Origin of the sequence: Citrobacter sp. RHB35-C17 (assembly GCF_013816795.1) — a bacterium.
Taxonomy (GTDB): domain Bacteria; phylum Pseudomonadota; class Gammaproteobacteria; order Enterobacterales; family Enterobacteriaceae; genus Citrobacter_A; species Citrobacter_A amalonaticus.
The window spans coordinates 2,270,008-2,290,809 of sequence record NZ_CP057150.1 but is presented as its reverse complement, the minus strand read 5'-3'; the positions used below and the strand labels follow the sequence as shown (position 1 = coordinate 2,290,809).

Below are 20,802 nucleotides of genomic sequence, written 5' to 3'. Positions count from 1 at the left end.
TAAAAGAAGTCGAAATATATAGCACTTTTTTAGCGAAATTATCCAGGTGAATCCGAAGAGGGGTTACCACCTTAGTGGTATATAAAACCGACAATTGGGGCTATTTAGTAGCGGAACCGTTTCGTTATTGATTTGACTCAAAAAAAATATGGGTATTGCTGTTAGTTTCCTCGGCGACATGACAACTCTGGAAAAAGAGGGAAAGCAATGAACGTCAGCCGCAGAAAGTTTTTTAAAATCTGCGCGGGCGGTATGGCTGGAACAACGGTTGCTGCGCTGGGATTTACGCCCAAAATGGCACTGGCTCAATCGCGAAATTATAAACTGTTGCGCGCGAAAGAGATCCGAAACACCTGCACATACTGTTCCGTAGGTTGCGGGCTATTAATGTATAGCTTGGGAGATGGAGCAAAAAACGCCAAAGAAGCGCTTTATCATATTGAAGGTGATCCGGATCATCCGGTCAGCCGTGGCGCATTGTGTCCGAAGGGCGCCGGTCTGCTGGATTACATTCATAGCGAAAACCGTCTGCGCTACCCGGAATACCGTGCACCCGGCTCCGACAAATGGCAACGCATTAGCTGGGATGAAGCACTGACCCGCATTGCAAAACTGATGAAAGCCGACCGCGACGCCAACTTTATCGAGAAAAATGAACAGGGCGTAACGGTAAACCGCTGGCTTTCCACGGGGATGCTCTGCGCCTCCGCCGCCAGTAATGAAACCGGCATGCTGACGCAAAAATTTGTGCGCTCACTTGGCATGCTGGCAGTAGACAACCAGGCGCGCGTCTGACACGGACCAACGGTAGCAAGTCTTGCTCCAACATTTGGTCGCGGTGCGATGACCAACCACTGGGTTGATATCAAAAACGCCAACGTCGTGATGGTGATGGGCGGTAACGCCGCTGAAGCCCATCCAGTGGGTTTCCGCTGGGCGATGGAAGCGAAGAACAACAATGACGCCACGCTGATTGTTGTCGATCCCCGTTTTACCCGTACCGCCTCGGTTGCGGATATTTATGCGCCGATTCGCTCCGGCACGGACATTACGTTCCTGTCCGGTGTGCTGCGGTATCTGATTGAAAATAACAAAATTAACGCCGAATACGTCAGGCATTACACCAACGCCAGCCTGCTGGTACGGGATGATTTTACCTTTGATGACGGTTTATTCAGCGGTTATGACGCGAAAAAACGGCAGTACGATAAGTCGTCTTGGAACTACCAGTTCGATGAAAACGGCTATGCCAAACGCGATGACACTCTGTCGCATCCGCGCTGTGTATGGAATTTGCTGAAACAGCACGTTTCCCGCTATACGCCGGACGTCGTCGAGAACATCTGCGGGACGCCGAAGGCTGACTTCCTGAAAGTGTGTGACGTGCTGGCCTCCACCAGTGCGGCGGATCGTACAACCACGTTCCTGTATGCGCTGGGCTGGACCCAACATACGGTCGGGGCGCAGAACATCCGCACGATGGCGATGATCCAACTGTTGCTCGGCAACATGGGGATGGCCGGCGGCGGCGTGAACGCCCTGCGTGGTCACTCGAATATTCAGGGGCTGACTGACCTCGGACTGCTTTCCACCAGTTTGCCTGGCTATCTGACGCTGCCGTCGGAAAAGCAGAGCGACTGGCAGACCTGGCTGAACGCCAACACGCCGAAAGCCACGCTGGCGGATCAGGTGAACTACTGGAGCAACTATCCGAAGTTTGCCGTCAGCCTGATGAAAGCGTTCTACGGCGATGATGCGCAGAAAGAGAATGACTGGGGCTTTGACTGGTTGCCGAAATGGGATCAGGCCTACGACGTCATTAAATACTTCAACATGATGGATAGCGGGAAAGTCACCGGCTACATCTGTCAGGGCTTCAACCCGGTTGCGTCCTTCCCGGACAAAAACAAAGTGGTTCGCAGCCTGAGCAAGCTGAAGTACATGGTGGTGATCGATCCGCTGGTGACTGAAACCTCAACCTTCTGGCAGAACCACGGCGAGTCGAACGATGTCGATCCGGCGTCCATTCAGACGGAAGTGTTCCGCCTGCCATCCACCTGTTTTGCTGAAGAAGATGGCTCCATTGCCAACTCCGGGCGTTGGCTACAGTGGCACTGGAAAGGTCAGGATGCACCGGGTGAAGCGCGTAACGACGGTGAAATTCTGGCCGGGCTTTTCCATCGTCTGCGCGAAATGTATCGCACAGAAGGCGGTAAAGGTGTGGAACCGCTGCTGAAAATGCGCTGGGACTACAAACAGCCGGATCACCCAGAGTCAGAAGAAGTGGCGAAAGAGAACAACGGCTACGCGTTAGCCGATCTCTATGACGCCAACGGCGTGCTGATTGCGAAGAAAGGGCAACTGCTCACCAGCTTCGCGCAACTGCGTGATGATGGTACGACCTCGTCTTCCTGCTGGATCTACACCGGTAGCTGGACGGAGAAGGGCAACCAGATGGCCAACCGCGATAATGCCGACCCATCAGGGCTGGGCAACACGTTGGGTTGGGCATGGGCATGGCCGCTGAACCGTCGCGTGCTGTATAACCGCGCTTCAGCGGATATCAACGGTAAGCCGTGGGATGCGAAACGCATGCTGATCCAGTGGGACGGGGCGAAATGGACGGGTAACGATATCCCGGACTTCAACACCGCGCCTCCGGGCAGCGCAACCGGCCCGTTTATCATGCAGCCCGAAGGACTGGGGCGCTTGTTTGCCCTTGATAAACTGGCGGAAGGCCCGTTCCCTGAACACTACGAACCAATGGAAACGCCGCTGGGTACTAACCCGCTGCATCCGAACGTGGTGTCCAGTCCGGTCGTGCGCATCTATGAAGATGACGTCTTGCGCTTAGGGAAGAAGGACGCGTTCCCGTATGTCGGAACGACCTATCGTCTGACCGAACACTTCCACACCTGGACCAAGCACGCGCTGTTGAACGCTATCGCGCAGCCGGAACAGTTTGTGGAGATCAGCGAAACGCTGGCCGCCGCCAAAGGCATTGGCAACGGTGACTACGTGAAGGTAAGCAGCAAGCGCGGATTCATTCGTGCGGTTGCGGTGGTGACACGTCGTCTGCGTACGCTGCACGTCAACGGTCAGGAGGTTGAAACCGTCGGGATCCCGCTGCACTGGGGCTTTGAAGGGGTGGCGCGTAAAGGCTATATCGCCAACACCCTGACGCCAAACGTCGGTGACTCAAACTCGCAAACGCCGGAGTACAAAGCGTTTTTAGTTAACATCGAGAAGGCGTAAGGGGGGCGAGCATATGTCTTTGGAAACGCAGGACATCATCAAACGGTCCGCAACAAACACGATTACGCCGCCACCGCAGGCGCGTGATTACAAAGCCGAGGTCGCCAAGCTCATTGACGTCTCCTCCTGTGTGGGCTGCAAAGCCTGCCAGGTGGCCTGCTCTGAGTGGAACGATATCCGTGACGAGGTAGGACATTGTGTCGGGGTGTACGACAACCCCGCCGATCTCAGCGCCAAGTCCTGGACGGTGATGCGTTTTAGCGAAACCGAACAGAACGGCAAACTGGAATGGCTGATTCGTAAAGACGGCTGCATGCACTGTGAAGATCCGGGCTGCCTGAAGGCCTGCCCGTCTGCAGGTGCAATCATCCAGTATGCCAACGGGATTGTCGATTTTCAGTCCGAGCACTGCATTGGCTGCGGCTACTGCATCGCCGGGTGTCCGTTTAATATTCCGCGCCTTAATAAAGAGGACAACCGCGTCTATAAATGTACACTCTGCGTCGATCGCGTCAGCGTGGGTCAGGAACCGGCCTGTGTCAAAACCTGTCCGACCGGGGCGATTCATTTCGGCACCAAACAAGAGATGCTGGAAATGGGCGAGCAGCGCGTCGCGAAGCTAAAAGCGCGCGGCTACGAACATGCTGGTGTCTATAACCCTCAGGGCGTTGGCGGTACGCATGTGATGTATGTCCTGCATCACGCGGATCAGCCGGAGCTCTACCACGGTTTACCGAACGAGCCGAAAGTCGACACCTCTATCAATCTGTGGAAAGGGGCGCTGAAGCCACTGGCGGCCGCCGGATTTATCGCCACCTTTGCCGGGCTGATCTATCACTACATCGGTATAGGTCCGAACAAAGAAGTGGACGATGACGAGGAGGACCATCATGAGTAAATCGAAAATGATTGTGCGCACGAAGTTCATCGATCGCGCCTGTCACTGGACGGTGGTGATTTGCTTCTTCCTGGTCGCGCTGTCGGGGATTTCATTTTTCTTCCCGACGCTGCAATGGCTGACGCAAACCTTCGGTACGCCGCAGATGGGACGCATTTTGCACCCGTTCTTTGGCGTGGCGATCTTTATCGCGCTGATGTTCATGTTTGTCCGCTTCGTTCACCACAACATCCCGGACAAGAAAGACATACCGTGGCTGAAAAACATTGTCGAAGTGCTGAAAGGCAACGAACACAAAGTGGCGGATGTCGGCAAATATAACGCCGGACAGAAGATGATGTTCTGGTCGATCATGAGCATGATTTTTGTGCTGCTGGTGACCGGCGTGATTATCTGGCGTCCGTATTTCGCGCAGTATTTCCCGATGCAGGTGGTGCGTTACAGCCTGCTGATCCACGCAGCGGCAGGGATCATTTTGATCCACGCCATCCTCATTCATATGTACATGGCATTCTGGGTGAAAGGATCGATTAAAGGGATGGTTGAAGGGAAGGTGAGTCGCCGCTGGGCGAAGAAGCACCACCCGCGCTGGTACCGTGATATCGAGAAAGCAGAAGCGAAAAAAGAGAGTGAAGAAGGGCTAAACTAATTCCTTTTTCAGCAGATGAAGGCGCTACGCAGGTAGCGCCTTTTTTTTGCCATAAAAACGTCATGATCCTGTCATTAGCTAAACGTAACGTGTTGTCTTCACAAATAACCGAAGAGTTAACCAACAATGCATCTGGTCAAAAAATTGCTCGCTGTGAGCGTACTTTTTTCCGCGTCAGTTCAGGCGCAGAACATTCTCGAATTCCCACAGCCGGAGAACAATCCGGAAGAATTTTACGCCGTGACGGAAATCCCGGCAGGCGGGATCATTAAATATGAAACCGACGCCAACACCGGCTTTATCGTTGCAGACCGCTTTCAGTCGATGCCGGTGGCCTATCCGGCAAACTACGGTTCGCTGACCCAGTCGCTGGCAGGTGATGGCGATCCACTGGATGTGATTTTCTATACCCGCGCGCCGATGGCTCCGGGTACGCTGATCAAACTGCGTGCGATTGGCGTACTGAAAATGATTGATGGCGGCGAGAAGGATGACAAAATTGTGGCGGTTCCCGCCAGCAAAATTGATCCTACGTATGACAATATCAAGGAACTGGCCGACCTGCCGAAAATCGAAGTTCAGCGCCTGGAATCGTTCTTCCGCGTCTACAAAGAATTACCGGAAGGACGCAAGAAAGTGGAGCTGAACGGCTTTAACGACGCGGCGACCGCAAAGCAGGAAATCAAACAGGCATGGGACGCCTGGAAAGCGAAAAAACCACAGCAATAAGCGATTTTGCCGGACGGGGTTTACCCGTCCGGCGGTCAACGCGATTACTGCACCGCCAGACGGCGCAGGCGGGACACGTCCACGCTTTTTTGCGCTTGTGCCAGACTCCAGGTATTTTGCAGATTTAGCCACATTTCCGGGGAGCTGCCGATCACCACCGAGAGTTTGATCGCCATTTCCGGGGTGAGTGCCGCTTTGCCCGTGAGTAAACGGCTGGCGGTTGAGGGCGCAATCTCCATTGCTCTGGCAAATTCACGCAAACTGACGTTCAGTTCGTCCAGCGCTTCCTGAATGATATCCCCTGGGCGGGGATGATTCGCCATTTTCATCAGTGATAATCCTCGTAATCCAGAATATACGCATCGCCATTGACAAATTCGAACGTCATACGCCAGTTGTCTGAAACCGATATTGACCAGACGCCATCACGATCGCCGCTCAGAGGATGCAGCCGATAACCGGGCATGTTGATATCGTTCACGCAGCCTGCGGCGTCAATCACGGCGAGGCGGTGTCGCAAACGTTTGACGTGCTTTGCCAGCACGCCTGACGTTTTACCGTGAAGAAACAGGTCGCGTAATCCCTTGTGCCTGAAATTCATGATCATCCTTTTCACCTCGTTCCTTCATGAGGAACATTAGCATTGTGTTCCGTTCGGCGCAACAATTTTCGCCATCGCGTGTGCGATTGTGTGGCGAAATGAACAAAGAGAAAAGGAGAGGGGATGAATACTGGAAAGCGCCACGCAAATTGCCCGGCAAACCTCACGTTGCCGGGCATTGAGGGTTAAAGACGCGCGGTGATGTCGTCTATCTCTTTACGCCACTGAGCCTGCAACTGCGGTTTCTGGTGTCTCGGTTTTCGCGCCAGATCCTCAGCCAGACGCTGTTCGAGTACGAGCAGTTTTTCCAGCAGTTGCTCCTCATCAACCAGCTCCGCGACCAGTGAAGCATTATCCTCCAACACCGCTGGTAAGTGTTCTGTTGCGGACTGTCGGATACGGGCATTGATGGCGTCGACATCGTGCCATTCGCTGAGCTCGCCGTCGTCAACAAACCAAAACCGATTACAGCTCTGGCTGATGAGTTGCCGATCGTGACTGACCAGCAGCACGCCGCCTTCAAAGGTTTGCAGGGTCTGTGCCAGCGCCTCTTTACCTTCCATATCCAGATGGTTGGTCGGTTCATCCAGCATCAGCAGGCTATAGCGCGCCAGCGACAGACCGACAAACAGCAGACGAGAGCGCTCGCCACCGCTTAATGTACTGACCGATTGCGCGTGGCGTATCCACGGGAATCCCGCGCTAATTAGCGCCATTTTACGGATATCCGGCTGCGGGGCGAACGGTTCCAGGGCGTCAAACAGCGACGCGTCATCCGGTAATTGATGCAGCGTTTGATCGTAGTAGCCCAGCGTCACGCGAGGGTGGAGGCGCAGCGAATCTGATTCCTGTTCGGTCTGATAATGTTGCCAGATCAGTTTTAACAGCGACGATTTACCGCAACCGTTGCGCCCGACAATCGCCACCCGATCGCCGCTCTTCAAACGGATGCCCGCAATGGTAAACAGCGTCGGCGCCTCCGGGGCAGGCGTGACCGACAACTGAGACAGTTCCAGCAGACGGTCTGCCCGCAGCGCGTCTCCGCGCAATGTTAGTGACCACTGACTTCCTGCCGTCAGATCCGTTTGCACCTCCTTCAGACGTAATACCTGCTTTTCCATTTGCTTCGCTTTGCGCGACAGATCTTCGTTATCATACACCCGGCCCCAGGTGGCCAGTCGTTTCGCACTGGCGGTGATGCGATCGATCTCTTTTTGTTCCGCCTTATGGCGCAACACGTCGATGGCGTCGCGTTCAAGCAGTGCCTGGCGTGCCGCGCTACAGGGCAATGCAAAGGCGTGTAGGGTACGATCGCGCAAGATCCACGTGCCGTTTGTGATCGCGTCGAGCAGTTGCGGATCGTGAGACACGACCACAAAACTGCCGGACCAGTTCTGTAGAAACTGCTCCAGCCACAGTAACGTCGGTAAATCCAGGTGGTTTCCCGGTTCGTCAAGCAGCAGCAGATCAGGCTGGCGCATCAGCGCGCGGGACAGCAGTAAACGTGTATGCTGACCGCCACTCAAGGTTTGTGCCGTTAATTGCCGATCCTGGACACTGAAGCCCATTTGCGCGAGTAACGCCTCGACCTGCCAGAGCTGGCTGGCCCGTTCATGTTCAGGAAGTTGTGCCAGAACGGCTTCCTGTAACGTCAGCGGCAGGATCTCGTCGGGCAGGTGCTGTTCGACACGCGCAAGATGACAGTGGTTCGCCAGCGCCAGGCTGCCGCCAGTCGGGACAATCGAACCGTCGAGAACTTTCAGCAGCGTGCTTTTGCCGCAGCCGTTGTAGCCGATAAGCCCAATGCGATCGCCTTTTTTCAGGGTAAACGTCAGATCGTCGAAAAGCGTGCCGAACGCGGTATCAACGTGCAGGGATTGTGCGGTTAGTAATGTGCTCATTGTTGCTTACTCAAGAGTTACAGGCGTCAAAACGCCTCGTCAAACATCGCTGACGATAACCCGGTAAGCCCGAGAGAAGGGGAATTCAGAAGTTAGCTTCGCTCAAGCAGAAGTTATCGCAGCACGATACCGATAACGCTTGAGCACTGGCGATCGCCAAAAGCATGTGAAGCGATGAAGCGTTCACAGTACAGCATAAGTATCCTCCTTTTATTTATCCGAATGTTAATCGATGGCGAAAGTGTAATCGCAAGTGATGAGACAGCGCAAGCCTGAAGGCCCGGCAGCGCGTGCTACCGGGCAGTTCGTCAGATAGACGTACGACGATAGTCGCGATATTCCGCCTGCCAGAAGTTCTCTTCGATAGCCTGCAACAGCGCTTCAGCGGAGGTTTTCACCGCCACACCCTGTTGCTGCGCCATCTTCCCGACGGCAAACGCAATGGCGCGCGAGACGGTCTGAATGTCTTTCAGTTCAGGCAACACCAGACCTTCACCGTTAAGCACCAGCGGCGAGTACTGGGCCAGCGTTTCACTGGCGGACATCAGCATCTCATCGGTAATGCGGGAGGCGCCGGAAGCAATCACACCCAGCCCAATCCCCGGGAAAATATAGGCATTGTTACACTGGGCGATGGGATAGACTTTGTCTTTCCAGACCACCGGCATAAACGGGCTACCGGTAGCGACCAGCGCGTTGCCTTCGGTCCAGGCGATGATGTCCTGCGGCGTCGCTTCCACACGCGAGGTGGGGTTAGACAGCGGCATCACGATCGGACGCGGGCAATGCTTGTGCATTTCGCGGATGATTTCTTCGGTGAACAGACCGGTTTGCCCGGAAACCCCAATCAGAATATCAGGCTTAACGTTACGGACCACATCAAGCAGCGACAGCACTTCGTTGTCGCTGTCCCACGCCTGCAGATTTTCACGCTTCTGCACCAGTTTGGTCTGGAAGGAGAGCAGATTCGGCATCTGGTCAGTCAGCAGGCCAAAGCGATCCACCATGAAGACTCTCTCACGCGCGGCTTCTTCACTTAATCCTTCCCGCTGGATCTGGGCAATGATCTGTTCGGCGATACCGCAACCAGCGGAACCCGCGCCAAGGAAAACAATTTTCTGTTCGCTAAGCTGGCTGCCTGCCGCCCGGCTGGCGGCGATCAGCGTACCGACGGTCACCGCGGCGGTGCCCTGAATGTCGTCGTTGAACGAACAGATTTCGTCGCGATAGCGGTTAAGCAGCGGCATGGCGTTTTTCTGCGCGAAGTCTTCAAACTGCAGCAGAACGTCCGGCCAGCGATGCTTAACGGCCTGAATGAATTCATCGACAAACGCATAGTATTCGTCGTCGGTGATGCGCGGATTGCGCCAGCCCATGTATAACGGATCGTTGAGCAGTTGCGGGTTGTTGGTTCCCACATCCAGCACGACGGGCAGGGTGTAGGCCGGGCTGATGCCGCCACAGGCGGTATACAGCGAAAGCTTACCGATGGGAATACCCATCCCGCCGATCCCCTGATCGCCAAGACCAAGAATTCGCTCACCGTCGGTGACCACAATCACTTTGATGTTGTGGTTGGGGACGTTTTGCAGGATGTCATCCATGTTGTGGCGGTTCTGGTAGGAGATGAACACGCCGCGCGCGCGACGATAAATCTCGGAGAAACGTTCACAGGCCGCACCTACCGTTGGGGTATAGATCACCGGCATCATCTCATCGAGATGGTTGTTAACCAGTCGGTAGAACAGGGTTTCGTTGGTATCCTGGATATTGCGCAGGTAGATATGCTTGTCGATTTCCGTTTTGAATCCCTGATACTGGATCCAGGCACGTTCTGCCTGTTCTTCAATCGACTCGACCACTTCCGGCAGTAACCCCAGCAGGTTGAAGTTACGGCGCTCTTCCATGCTGAATGCACTGCCTTTATTCAGTAAGGGGAATTCCAGCAATACAGGGCCAGCGTAAGGAATATAAAGGGAACGCAGTTTTTTACTTTTGGTTTCCATGTCACTCACTCTTTTTTTGAATATCCGTCCCTGGCACTTTTTATAATATGTTGCCATTCCGCCAGGGCATCGGGCACAGAGTATAAAGCATCGTGCATGAATTAAGGCTTTTGTAAGCAAAAACACCATCGCGTTTGCGATGGTGTTTATCGTCATATTCGGACTGTGCGGTTACTTTTTGCTGTCTGCGTGGCGTTTTCTGCCGGTAGGGTTGTTCACCACGCTGGATTTATCACCTTCAGTCACCACTTTGCGCTGATTGGAGATTTTATGGTCCAGTCCAAGAATATGACGGGCCTGACGGTTCGATTTCATTCTAACTCCTTTATCCTGTTACTGGTTTCAAGGATGAGTCCATATGACTGCGGACGAAATATAACCCTTAAGGTCGACGGTACCGATGGATACCGACCTGATTGATAGTCGGACATTTAATCGGAAAGGTCAATGTGTAAGCAGGGAATTAAGAAGTCTCTGCTAACGGCCACGAAATCGGATGAGCGTCCTATACTTGTTATCCCGACGACAATAAGGAGCGAACGATGACAATCCATAAGAAAGGTCAGGCACACTGGGAAGGCGACATCAAACGCGGAAAAGGCACCGTTTCGACGGAAAGCGGCGTGCTGAACCAGCAGCCTTATGGTTTCAATACCCGTTTTGAAGGGGCGAAAGGCACCAATCCGGAAGAGTTGATCGGCGCAGCGCATGCTGCCTGTTTCTCTATGGCGCTTTCATTGATGCTTGGTGAGGCGGGCTTTACGCCGGAGGCTATCGACACCACGGCTGACGTGTCGCTGGACAAAGTTGATGCCGGTTTTGCGATTACCAAAATCGCGCTGCACAGCGAAGTGAACGTGCCGGGAATCGATGCCGCCACCTTCGACGGTATTATTCAGAAAGCGAAAGCCGGCTGCCCGGTGTCGCAGGTGTTGAAAGCTGAAATCACCCTCGATTATCAACTGAAGTCGTAACGGCAGTATTGCCCGGTCGCGCGATGCTGGCCGGGCATAAATACGTTGAATTCGGCCTACGATTCCCGGGCATTATCAGGCACGCCAACAACGTACGTCAGTTCCCGCATCAAGCCTGCGCAGCGCCTGTCGAGTTTCGCAGCCGTGGGTCGCCAACGGGCACCGGTCGCGAAAAAAACAGCCCGTCGGCAGTACCCGGTTGCCAGGTAATTCCGTTTTGCGAATTACCCGTTCTTCAGCCAACGGCACGCCGGTTTTTGGCACGGAATCCAGCAGCAGACGGGTATAAGGATGTGCCGGGGTGGAGAGCACCTGCGCGGTATCGCCGAGTTCGACGATTTGCCCGAGGTACATCACTGCCACCCGGTCGCTCATATGGCGTACCACCGAGACGTTATGTGAGATCAGAATGTAGGTCAGATTGCGACTGGCCTGCAACGCAACCAGCAGATTCAGGATCTGCGCCTGGACGGAAATATCCAGCGCGGAGGTCGGCTCATCCAGCACGATCACATCCGGTTCTGACGACAGTGCCCGGGCAATCGCGATACGCTGGCGCTGTCCGCCGGAGAAAGCATGCGGCAGACGATCGAGATATTCCGGACGTATCCCGACCTGGCTGGCTAAGGTTGCCGCCAGCGCCCGTCGCTCCCGTTCACTGCTGCGTGTTTGAATCCACACCGGTTCGGTGATAATTCGCCACACCGGCAGACGTGGATCCAGTGAGGAGAGCGGGTCCTGAAATACCATCTGCATTTCGGTCGACGATGAATCCTGTTGATACTGCCCCTGGCTGGGCTTTAGCATTCCCATAAGCAACTGCGCCAGTGTGCTTTTCCCACAGCCGGATTCACCGACAATCCCCAGCGTTTCGCCCCGGCGGATCTGTAAATCCATGCCGTTGAGCGCATGCACGCGTTCGGTGACCCGTCCCAGCCAGTTTTTCTTCGCCGGGAAATTGACGTGCACATCGTGTAAAGCCAGTAACGTTTCAGACATGAGGATTCTCCAGATGAGGATACCAGCAGGCCGAGTGCTGGTCGCCAGCGCCATGTGGGCTCATAGCGGGTACCGTTTCACAAAGCGGGCCCGCGGCAAAGCAGCGATCCCGGAACGCGCAGCCGCGCGGCAGACGGGTGAGATCCGGTACGGTGCCAGGGATCGCCGGCAGCGGCTGGCGTGCTTCTCCCTGCTCCGGCGCGCATTTCAGCAGGCCAATCGAATAGGGATGGGTAGGATGGTGGATCACGGCATCGGTCTGACCACTTTCAATCACGCTGCCGGCATACATCACGTACAGCCGATCGCACAGTTGCGATACCACCGCCATGTCATGACTGATAAACAGCACGGCCGTACCGCTGGCGCGGGCCTTGTGTTTCAGCAGGCGCAGCACCTGCAACTGTACGGTGACATCCAGCGCAGTGGTAGGTTCATCAGCGATGATCAGCGCCGGTTCGCAGGAGAAGGCAAGGGCGATCATTACCCGCTGACGCATGCCGCCTGAAAGCTCAAACGGAAAGCGGGTCATCACGCCGGCGGCGTCGGGGATCTGCATCTCCTCCAGCAGGGTAATCGCCTTTTCCCTGGCCTGCGCACGGCTCACCGTCTGATGATGGCGAATCACTTCCACCATCTGCTGGCCGATACGTCGCGTCGGGTTGAGGGCCGTCATCGGCTCCTGGAAGATCATCGCCACGCGCGCACCGCGCCATTGACGCATTTGTTTCTCGCTGGCGTTCAGCACATCTTCGCCCAGTAGCGAGACGCGCCCCTGATGAATGCGGTAGCTGCCTTCCGGCAGCAGGCGCATGGTGAGCATTGCGGTGACTGACTTCCCTGAACCCGATTCACCCACCACGCCAACAATCTCGCCGCGTTGAATGCGCAGCGACACATGGCTCAGGGCGTGAACGTCGGCCTTGTATCCCGGAAAACTCAAGTGTAAATCATCTATTTCCAGCACCGGTTGAGTCATTACTGTTTTCCTCCTGCTTTCGGATCTAACAAATCACGGATCCCATCACCGAACAGGTTAAAACCGACGGCCGTGATCAGGATGGCGGCGCCAGGGAAAGCGCAATACCACCACTGATCGAGAACGTAATTACGGCCAATCGCGACCATCGCGCCCCATTCGGCGCTCGGTTGCTGAGCGCCAAGCCCGATAAAGCCCAGCGTGGCCGCCATCAGAATGGCGCTGCCAATATCCAGCGATGCCTGCACAATCAGCGGCGGCAACGAGTTACGCAGGATGTGCCAGCTAATCAAATGCCAGCGGGAAGCGCCATACGTGCGGGCGGCCTGAACATAGGTAAACTGGCGCACGACCAGCGTTTGTCCCCGCGCCAGACGCACGTAAAAGGGAATACGTACAATGGCAATCGCCAGCATCGCGTTAAACAGGCTCGGCCCGAGCGCTGCGGCCATCGCCATCGTCAGCACCAGCGAGGGGATCGAGAGCATAATATCCATCATCCGCATGATGATGGCGTCAGCGCGACCGCCCATGACGCCGGACAGGCAGCCGAGCAGTGAGCCAATACCGCCCGCAATCCCGACCACCACCAGCCCGGCGACAATCGACTGCTGGCTGCCCACCAGCACGCGGCTGAACAGGTCGCGTCCAACCTCATCGGTTCCGAACCAGTGCGCCGCCGTTGGCGGCAACAGCCGCGCACTTAAATCGATTGCATTCGGATCGTAAGGCGTAATCCACGGCGACAGCACCATCAGCAACAGCATCAGGACAATAATCACACCGCCAATCATCGTCAGCGGACTGCTTTTCATCAGCCAGAGCAGTCTGGCCCAGTCAATGCGCCGACGCGTCACGCGTACCGGCGTCTCTTCGGTTAACATCATTCAGCACCTCCACGCCCAATGCGCGGGTCCACCCACAGATAGAGCAGATCCACCACCAGATTGACCAGTACATAGGCAAAAGAGACCACCACGGCGAAGCCCATCACAGCCGGGAAATCGAGCGCCTGAATAGAGGTCACCACCCAGGCGCCCATTCCGGGCCAGGCAAAGACGGTTTCGGTCAGTACCGCGCCATACAACAGATCGCCCAACGCCAGTCCAAGCACGGTAATTGACGGGATCAACGCGTTGGGCAGCGCATAACACAGCACGATGTACCAGCCGGGAAGACCGCTGGCTTTCGCCGTGCGGATATAATCTTCGCTGAGCTGTTCCAGCATCGCGGAGCGGATTTGCCGCGCCACAATTCCCAGGTGAACAAACGCCAGCGTCAACGACGGTAAAATCAGATGCTGTAAGGCATTAAAAAAGACCTCACCGTTGCCTTCCAGCAGGGCATCGATCAGATAAAACCCGGTTACATGCGTTGGCGGATCCAGCCAGTCATCCAGTCGTCCGCCACCCGGCAAAATTTGCAGATGGCCGTAAAACAGCACGATGACGCCCAGCCCCAGCCAGAAGGCTGGCGTCGAAATACCGGTGATTGCCATCAGACGTACCAGGTGATCCAGCCAGCGGTTACGCCAGACGGCGGAAAGAATGCCCAACGGAATACCGATGACCAGCGCCAGCAGCAGTGAACAAAAGGCCAGTTCCAGCGTTGCCGGGAAAAAGACGCGAAGTTCTTCCATCACCGGACGCCCGGTGCGAATGGAAATGCCTAAGTCCCCGTGGAAGACATCGCTCACGTAACGCGCGAACTGCACATATAGCGGTTGATTCAGCCCAAGCTGTTGGCGAATGTTTTCGACAATTTCGTCGCTTGCCCGGTCGCCCGCCAGCAGGCGCGCCGGATCGCCGGGGATCAGGTGCGAAATAATAAAGGTGATGACGCAAACGCCGGCCACCACAAGGACAAGTCCCCAGCAGCGCTGGCGCAAAATGCTCCAGAAAGTCATTGGCTTCCCCTTGCGGAGCCTGTACGGCTCCGCATTAACGTGGCTTATTTGCTCATGGTGCCGATATTAAAGACCTGTTCGAGCATCGGGTTGAACACGAAGCCTTTGACCTCTTTGTTCATCGCTAACTGGTAGTTCTTCTGGAACAGGTAGACGTAGGCCGCTTCATCAATGACGATTTTCTGCGCCTGCTGGTAGTCCTTGGTTCTGGCGGTCTGGTCGGTGGTGCTTAGCGCACTGCGCAACAGCTTGTCGACATCGGCGTTTTCATAGAACGAGCGGTTACCGGGTAGTCCTTTCTTGTCAGACTCAAACCAGTAGTTCATGAACATATAGGGGTCAGCGAAATCCGGGCTCCAGTTGCCGATGGCGATGTCGTAATCACCTTTGCCTACACGGTCACGCATAGTGGCGTTCGCCAGTTTCTCCAGCTTGACGGTAATTCCCAGTTTGCTGAGGCTGGCCTGAGTGGCAAGGGCGATCGGCTCCCAGTTCGGATCGTTGTCGGAATAGAGGAAGCTCAGGCTGGTGGGTTTGCTGGCAACTTTTTCCCATTCCGCTTTCGCTTTGGCTTCATCAAAGTTGTATTGCAACGCAGAGGCGTCGTAACCCCACATGCCTTCCGGGATCGGCCCGCGCATCTGTTTGCCGTTGCCGCTGAGGATCCCTTTCACCATTCCCTGATAGTCGGTGGACCAGGAAATCGCCCGGCGCAGATCCGCCTGATTCAGCGGTGCTTTGCTGTTGTTCAGATAGAGATAGGTCACGCGCAGTGACGGATAGTCAGCTACGGCGACGTTGCCTTCCTGTTTTAACGCGTTAAGCTGATCCACCGGCAGGGCATCCGCGATGTCGATATCGCCGCGCGACAGTTGCAGACGACGCGACGCGCTCTCGCCGATAATTTTCACCGATACGCGTTTAAAGTACGGTTTTGGACCGGCATAATGCGGGTTCGGGACCAGCACCAGCTGTTGGCCTTTCTGCCAGCTTTTCAGCATAAACGGCCCGGAACCTGCGGTGTTTTGCGCCAGAAAACCACGGGCGTCATCTGCGGCATGCGTTTTCAGCACCGCCGGGTTGATGATGGACGCGCCGTCATTGGCCAGCGTGTAAAGGAACGGGGCGAACGGTTGACTGAGGGTAAATTTCACCGTGTGCGCATCGACCGCGTCTACCTTGAGATCTTTAGGAAACGCTTCTGCCGGCCCCTGGCTGATTTTCAGCAGGCGTTCGAAGGACTGTTTCACCGCCTCAGCGGTGACGGGGGAACCATCGGCAAATTTGGCCTGATCGTTAAGCGTAAAAGTCCACTCTTTCTGGTCATCAGAGGCTTTCCAGCCGCTTGCCAGGTCACCCTCCACCTCGGTTGAGCCTTTATCGCCTTCGGTTTTGTACTTCACCAGACGCTGATAGGACGGGTAGGTCACCGTCCAGTCGTTATTATCGATAGTCACCGCCGGATCAAGGGTTTGCGGATCAGCGGCTTTACCGATCACCAGCATGTCTTTCGGGACGGCAGCCTGGACCGCAGGCAGGGCCATCGCCAGGGAAACGGCAATCAACGCGGGACGAAACAACGAAGTTACTTTCATGACGACGCTCCGGAATCAAAAAGAGGTGTGTGTTGTTGTGGTTGTAACGGGAAAACAGGCAATACAGTCTTCCAGCAGCGGATAGCGACTCGCGGCGGGTAACTCAAAATGCCACCACTCGCTGCTGATGCCGACAAAGCCACCGCCAAACATAATGGCGTTGAGTAACAACCGGTTACGCTGTGCAGCGGCAGGAACAGAAGGGTGATATGCATGTGAACGGTCGTGCATTTCATCAAAACCCGCGCCCATATCGAGGATCTTGCCATTGGCGTCTTTCAGCGTGACGTCGATGGCCGTTCCGCGACTGTGGTTCGAGCCGATGGCTACATCGACCACGTACTGCGGATCGGGGCAGGCATCCCACAGGATTGACTGTGCCTGTTGCGGACGATAGGCGTCATACACCACCAGAGAAAGGCCCGCCAGTTGCGCAATGCTGATGCTTTTCGCCAGCGCGGTGACCGCATCCTGGTGCAGCAGGCAGCGCGATTCGCGATAAATCGGCGCGCCGGTCAGGTTATCGGCGGTCGCATATTTGAGGTCGATATCCAGCGTCGGAAAAATCACCGACAGATCGACCAGTTGCGGAGTTTCAGACATAGCACGTTTCCTGTTTATTGTTCGAATTGACCAAATTCTTGTTGTAACTGGCGGTTGGTCTGTAGCCGCCCGGTAAGTGAATCGCCCAGTTGTTCCGCCACGCCGGAAAGCAGCAGGTTGAACAGGCAGCTCACCGGCGCCAGCGAATCCCAGAAATGTCCGGTGTCCGTTTTCACCTGCAGTAAATCAATGGGGTAATCCCGCGCCCAGGGACACCAGACATCGGTGATCAGCGCCAGCGGAATGTGCCGCTCGCTGGCGACGCGACAGTACTGCCGGGCGATGGCGGAGTAAGCGCGGGTATCGGTCAGCACCACATACGGTTTCTCAAATCCGGAGTTGAGGGATTCCACCCAACTGCCGGAGAGCCCTTCGGAGTAGTTCACCCGAGGACGCAGATATTCGAGATGACTGAAGAAGGCATTGGCGATCCCCCGCGTCGACTGGATCCCCAGAACATACACCGCTTCCGCCTGCGCCAGTTGTCGGGTAATACGCTGGAAAGCGTCCCCTTGCGCCAGTTGATAAACATGGGCGATCGCGTCAATCTCCAGCGATAGCGACTGCCGCGCGCGGTCCGGCAACTGTTGCTGTTGTTGCCAGGAGTCCAGACGCTCGTTCATCCCCCAGGGCTGATAGGGGACAGAAGGCAGTTCACGCAGGCTGGCTTTAGCATCTTCCAGATTGCGATAGCCGATTTTGCGCAGATAGCGCCCAACGGTAATCCCGCTGGTGCCCGTCGCTTTGCCAATGCTGTCGGCGGTTTCAAACGGGATTTGCGCCACGTGGGTCAACAGCCAACTGGCAACCCGCTTTTCACTCGGCGTATGCAGGCTGAAGGTCTGTTCAATTCGGTTCAGTAACTCAGGTTTTGCTGTCATCACCGTCTCGCTGTTACCAGGCTGTCAAATGTCCACTGACTGTTAGTTCATTAACAATGCAGGACGCGTGCCATGTTCAAAAACGCCGCCGCGACGGGCGTTAATTGTTAAATTAATGCCGTATTAGTTAACTTATGATCAACATTTGTGCAGCGTAGTGCAGTTTTGGTGCAACAGTAAGGTGAAAGGGCGGTTATCTGCCGGATACGCAGGCGCGATCACACTCTCGCGACGAAATAAACGGCAAACATCAGGATCGGTACCGGGAAATATCAATAACAGCCATAACCAGTGTGGGTGTATTTATTTCTGTGAGGGGAAGGGTATTATTCTTTTCGTTCTACATTAACGGTTTAAAGCGCTCATGTAGAGGTTATTTATATCATTAACGGAGCCATCATAATGAACAAATTTTCCCTTTCTACAGCAGGTATTTTAGTGGCAGCGCTGTTAACCAGTGTCAGCGTCAATGCAGCAACCACTGACGCGAAAACCGACGTCACTCCTAAAAACATGAGCTGCCAGGAGTTCATTGACCTGAACCCGCAGACAATGGCGCCGGTTGCCTTCTGGGTATTAAACGAAGATGAAGACTTTAAAGGCGGCGACTACGTTACTTTCGATGAAACAGTAACAACGGCGGTTCCTCTGACCGTTGAAATCTGTAAAAAACATCCGCAGAGCGAACTGACTAAAATTAAAGACGAAATCAAAAAAGAATTAAGTAAATAAGATTAAGCATGTATTTAAACCCAGCCAGAGTGCTGGGTTTTGCTATTTGTGACAACGTCACATTATTAATTTAAGTCAATACGGAATTCTGTATAAAGCTCTAAAAATACGTGCCGATACTGAATATAAATTACCCTGAAAATAAAAGGATGTTTATATGGTCTGGTATCCGTCACGTATTTCGACTCGTTTGACACTCGGGGGGATCGCGTTACTTGCCGTAACGACGTTAGTGATTGTTGTCATTATGCTTTGGCGCGGGCAACCCCGCGTCGTTGAAGTCAATACGGCACTGATCGAGGAGACCGGGCATGGCCTGACGCGTCAACTCAGCAGCGTCCTGTCACGTATTGAGGGAGAAACCGTCAGTTTGTCGCGACTGGCTGAAGTCCTGCCAAATGATGAAGCGCTGTACCGCGCTGTCGTGCCGCATATTCTCGGCGAACAAAATAATTCGATCATCACCGGGGGCGGGATCTGGCCTGAGCCGGACGCGTTTACGCCTGGTGTTGCGCGGCGCAGCTTTTTCTGGGCGCGCGCTGCCGACGATAAGCTGGTGTATTCTGACGAATACAACGCAGCAGGTGGCAATGGCTACCACAACGAAAGCTGGTATCAGGGCGCGAAGGGCCATTCGCAAGAAAACTGTGTCTGGTCTGATGTTTATCAGGATGCCATTTCCGGAATCAACATGGTGACCTGCAGCATTCCCTATCAACTGGCGGGTAAATTCGCCGGTGTGGCAACCACCGATATTCGACTCGATAACGTCGCCAGCTTTATGCAGCAGCAGGGTGGACGCACCGGAGGATACGCCTTTGTGGTCGACAAACAGGGGCAAATTCTCTATTTCCCACAAAACGATCGGGATCACTACAAGACCGTCGGCGATCTGGTGAAGGCATCAGGCTGGCTGAGTCCTGTCGCTCAACGTTTGCAGAAACTGCGCACTGAAACCACCGATGTCAGCTCCCTGGCGCTGGAAAATGATGGCATTCTGAACGCACCATCACGCGTGATGTTGTTCCCGATGGCCGATACCGGTTGGGTTGTGGGACTGGTAACACCGCAAGAACGCATCGTTGGGCTGGCAAAAGTCATGATGCGCGATGTTCTTGAAGTACTGATCCCGGTCATGACGTTGCTGCTGGTGGGCTCCTGGCTGGTGGTTCGCCGGTTGATTGCCCGTCTGGACGACACGCGGCAGGCACTGGACGATATCGCGCAGGGAGACGGCGATCTGACCCGGCGCTTAGAAGTGAAGGGCAAGGACGAAATTTCAGCGATTGCGGAGGCGTTTAACCTCTTCGTGGACAAAATTGCCGCCATTTTGCTTACGGTGCGTAGCAGCAGTGAAGTGGTGGCGAATAACGCCGTTAGCCTTGCCGACAGTAATACTGAGCTGTCAACACGCGTTACCCAGCAGGCAGCTGCGCTGGAAGAGAGTGCGGCTGCGATGGAACAGCTTAATGCGACCGTTCATCAGAATGCGGGTAATACTCAACTGGCGGATGAACTGTCAGAAAGTACAGCGCAAACGGCCAACCGCTGCGGTGATGTTATGCATGGGGTGATTTCAACCATGGATAACGTCAGCGCCTCTTCGGGCCGCATGGTTGAGATTGTCTCGGTAATTGACAGCATTGCCTTCCAGACCAACATCCTGGCGCTCAATGCTGCTGTGGAAGCGGCTCGCGCCGGGGATGCCGGACGTGGATTTGCGGTGGTGGCGTCTGAAGTGAGAACGCTGGCGCAGCGTAGCGCGACCGCTGCTCAGGAAATCAAAGCGCTCATCGATGAGTCGGTGTCGCACGTCAATGACAGTAGCGAGCAAATTCATCATGCCGGCGATCGTCTACAGGAACTGGTGGGGCATGTTCGTCAGGTGCGTCAGTTAATGGGCGAAATTCGCGTCGCAGGGGAAGAACAGCGTAAAGGCGTAGCCGAAGTGACGCTCGCGGTTACGGAAATGGACAGCACGGTCCAGCAGAACGCGTCGTTGATTGATGATGCCGCGGCGCGGACGCAGATCTTAAAGGCGGAAGCAGAAGAGCTGGCCTTACAGGTGTCATCGTTTAAATTGCCGTAACGCCA

Annotated in this window: 19 protein-coding genes; 7 read left to right on the top strand and 12 right to left on the bottom strand. The window is 55.0% G+C overall.

From position 1 onward, the window contains the following. Positions 1 to 207 precede the first annotated feature (207 nt). From fdnG to HVZ37_RS10825, 4 genes are all read left to right on the top strand, one after another. Positions 208 to 3,255: a formate dehydrogenase-N subunit alpha gene (gene fdnG, locus HVZ37_RS10840; RefSeq protein ID WP_090050117.1), complete on the top strand. Its 3,048-nt coding sequence runs from the start codon at positions 208 to 210 to the stop codon at positions 3,253 to 3,255. A gap of 13 nt (positions 3,256 to 3,268) precedes the next feature. Then, positions 3,269 to 4,153 (top strand): formate dehydrogenase subunit beta, encoded by an 885-nt coding sequence (gene fdxH / locus HVZ37_RS10835; RefSeq protein ID WP_043000690.1) that lies wholly within the window; start codon positions 3,269 to 3,271, stop codon positions 4,151 to 4,153. After that, a complete protein-coding gene (gene fdnI / locus HVZ37_RS10830) occupies positions 4,146 to 4,802 on the top strand; it encodes a formate dehydrogenase-N subunit gamma (RefSeq protein WP_043000691.1) in 657 nt (218 codons plus the stop codon). The genes fdxH and fdnI overlap by 8 nt, the downstream gene beginning before the upstream one ends. Positions 4,803 to 4,928: 126 nt before the next feature. Beyond that, on the top strand, positions 4,929 to 5,531 hold the full coding sequence (locus HVZ37_RS10825) for an inorganic diphosphatase (RefSeq protein ID WP_142765134.1): 603 nt from the start codon (positions 4,929 to 4,931) through the stop codon (positions 5,529 to 5,531). 44 nt (positions 5,532 to 5,575) lie between these two features. On the opposite strand, the gene HVZ37_RS10820 is transcribed toward HVZ37_RS10825, so the two are convergent. The 5 genes from HVZ37_RS10820 to sra all read right to left on the bottom strand — a co-directional run bounded on the left by HVZ37_RS10820 (position 5,576) and on the right by sra (position 10,354). Next, a complete protein-coding gene (locus HVZ37_RS10820) occupies positions 5,576 to 5,860 on the bottom strand; it encodes a HigA family addiction module antitoxin (protein ID WP_043000693.1) in 285 nt (94 codons plus the stop codon). Further along, entirely contained in the window at positions 5,860 to 6,138 is a 279-nt protein-coding gene (locus tag HVZ37_RS10815; protein WP_181628427.1) for a type II toxin-antitoxin system RelE/ParE family toxin, read from the bottom strand. Before HVZ37_RS10815 ends, HVZ37_RS10820 begins: the two co-directional genes overlap by 1 nt. Before the next feature lie 179 nt (positions 6,139 to 6,317). Beyond that, positions 6,318 to 8,033 (bottom strand): ABC-F family ATP-binding cassette domain-containing protein, encoded by a 1,716-nt coding sequence (locus HVZ37_RS10810; RefSeq protein ID WP_181628426.1) that lies wholly within the window; start codon positions 8,031 to 8,033, stop codon positions 6,318 to 6,320. 308 nt (positions 8,034 to 8,341) lie between these two features. After that, the gene (maeA, locus tag HVZ37_RS10805; RefSeq protein ID WP_044257943.1) at positions 8,342 to 10,039 is read right to left on the bottom strand and encodes a malate dehydrogenase; all 1,698 of its coding nucleotides are present in this window, start codon (positions 10,037 to 10,039) and stop codon (positions 8,342 to 8,344) included. Positions 10,040 to 10,210: 171 nt separating this feature from the next. After that, the gene (sra, locus tag HVZ37_RS10800; RefSeq protein WP_042319017.1) at positions 10,211 to 10,354 is read right to left on the bottom strand and encodes a stationary-phase-induced ribosome-associated protein; all 144 of its coding nucleotides are present in this window, start codon (positions 10,352 to 10,354) and stop codon (positions 10,211 to 10,213) included. Between the two features lie 227 nt (positions 10,355 to 10,581). Here sra and osmC point away from each other — a divergent pair, with 227 nt between their 5' ends. After that, positions 10,582 to 11,013: a peroxiredoxin OsmC gene (gene osmC, locus HVZ37_RS10795; protein ID WP_043000697.1), complete on the top strand. Its 432-nt coding sequence runs from the start codon at positions 10,582 to 10,584 to the stop codon at positions 11,011 to 11,013. Between the two features lie 75 nt (positions 11,014 to 11,088). Here osmC and HVZ37_RS10790 read toward each other — a convergent pair whose 3' ends face one another. The 7 genes from HVZ37_RS10790 to HVZ37_RS10760 are packed head-to-tail and all read right to left on the bottom strand — an operon-like array spanning position 11,089 to position 17,976. Continuing rightward, positions 11,089 to 12,012, bottom strand: coding sequence for an ABC transporter ATP-binding protein (locus HVZ37_RS10790; protein WP_043000698.1), 924 nt, complete (start codon positions 12,010 to 12,012; stop codon positions 11,089 to 11,091). Further along, positions 12,005 to 12,991, bottom strand: a complete 987-nt coding sequence (locus HVZ37_RS10785; RefSeq protein WP_044257945.1) for an ABC transporter ATP-binding protein — start codon at positions 12,989 to 12,991, stop codon at positions 12,005 to 12,007. The genes HVZ37_RS10790 and HVZ37_RS10785 overlap by 8 nt, the downstream gene beginning before the upstream one ends. Continuing rightward, a complete protein-coding gene (gene ddpC, locus HVZ37_RS10780) occupies positions 12,991 to 13,878 on the bottom strand; it encodes a D,D-dipeptide ABC transporter permease (protein WP_181628425.1) in 888 nt (295 codons plus the stop codon). Before ddpC ends, HVZ37_RS10785 begins: the two co-directional genes overlap by 1 nt. After that, the gene (locus HVZ37_RS10775) at positions 13,875 to 14,897 is read right to left on the bottom strand and encodes an ABC transporter permease (protein ID WP_054177023.1); all 1,023 of its coding nucleotides are present in this window, start codon (positions 14,895 to 14,897) and stop codon (positions 13,875 to 13,877) included. The genes ddpC and HVZ37_RS10775 overlap by 4 nt, the downstream gene beginning before the upstream one ends. 44 nt (positions 14,898 to 14,941) lie before the next feature. After that, on the bottom strand, positions 14,942 to 16,492 hold the full coding sequence (locus HVZ37_RS10770; RefSeq protein ID WP_181628424.1) for an ABC transporter substrate-binding protein: 1,551 nt from the start codon (positions 16,490 to 16,492) through the stop codon (positions 14,942 to 14,944). A gap of 15 nt (positions 16,493 to 16,507) precedes the next feature. Next, the gene (gene ddpX, locus HVZ37_RS10765; RefSeq protein WP_044267621.1) at positions 16,508 to 17,095 is read right to left on the bottom strand and encodes a D-alanyl-D-alanine dipeptidase; all 588 of its coding nucleotides are present in this window, start codon (positions 17,093 to 17,095) and stop codon (positions 16,508 to 16,510) included. A 14-nt stretch (positions 17,096 to 17,109) separates the two neighbouring features. Beyond that, positions 17,110 to 17,976: a MurR/RpiR family transcriptional regulator gene (locus HVZ37_RS10760; RefSeq protein ID WP_044267623.1), complete on the bottom strand. Its 867-nt coding sequence runs from the start codon at positions 17,974 to 17,976 to the stop codon at positions 17,110 to 17,112. 402 nt (positions 17,977 to 18,378) lie between these two features. On the opposite strand from HVZ37_RS10760, the gene hdeB reads away from it, so the two are divergent. Then, positions 18,379 to 18,708, top strand: a complete 330-nt coding sequence (gene hdeB, locus HVZ37_RS10755; RefSeq protein ID WP_043000705.1) for an acid-activated periplasmic chaperone HdeB — start codon at positions 18,379 to 18,381, stop codon at positions 18,706 to 18,708. A 157-nt stretch (positions 18,709 to 18,865) separates the two neighbouring features. After that, positions 18,866 to 20,797 carry a methyl-accepting chemotaxis protein gene (locus HVZ37_RS10750; protein WP_181628423.1) on the top strand — a complete coding sequence of 644 codons (1,932 nt, stop codon included), beginning with the start codon at positions 18,866 to 18,868 and terminating at the stop codon, positions 20,795 to 20,797. The last annotated feature ends 5 nt before the right edge of the window (positions 20,798 to 20,802 follow it).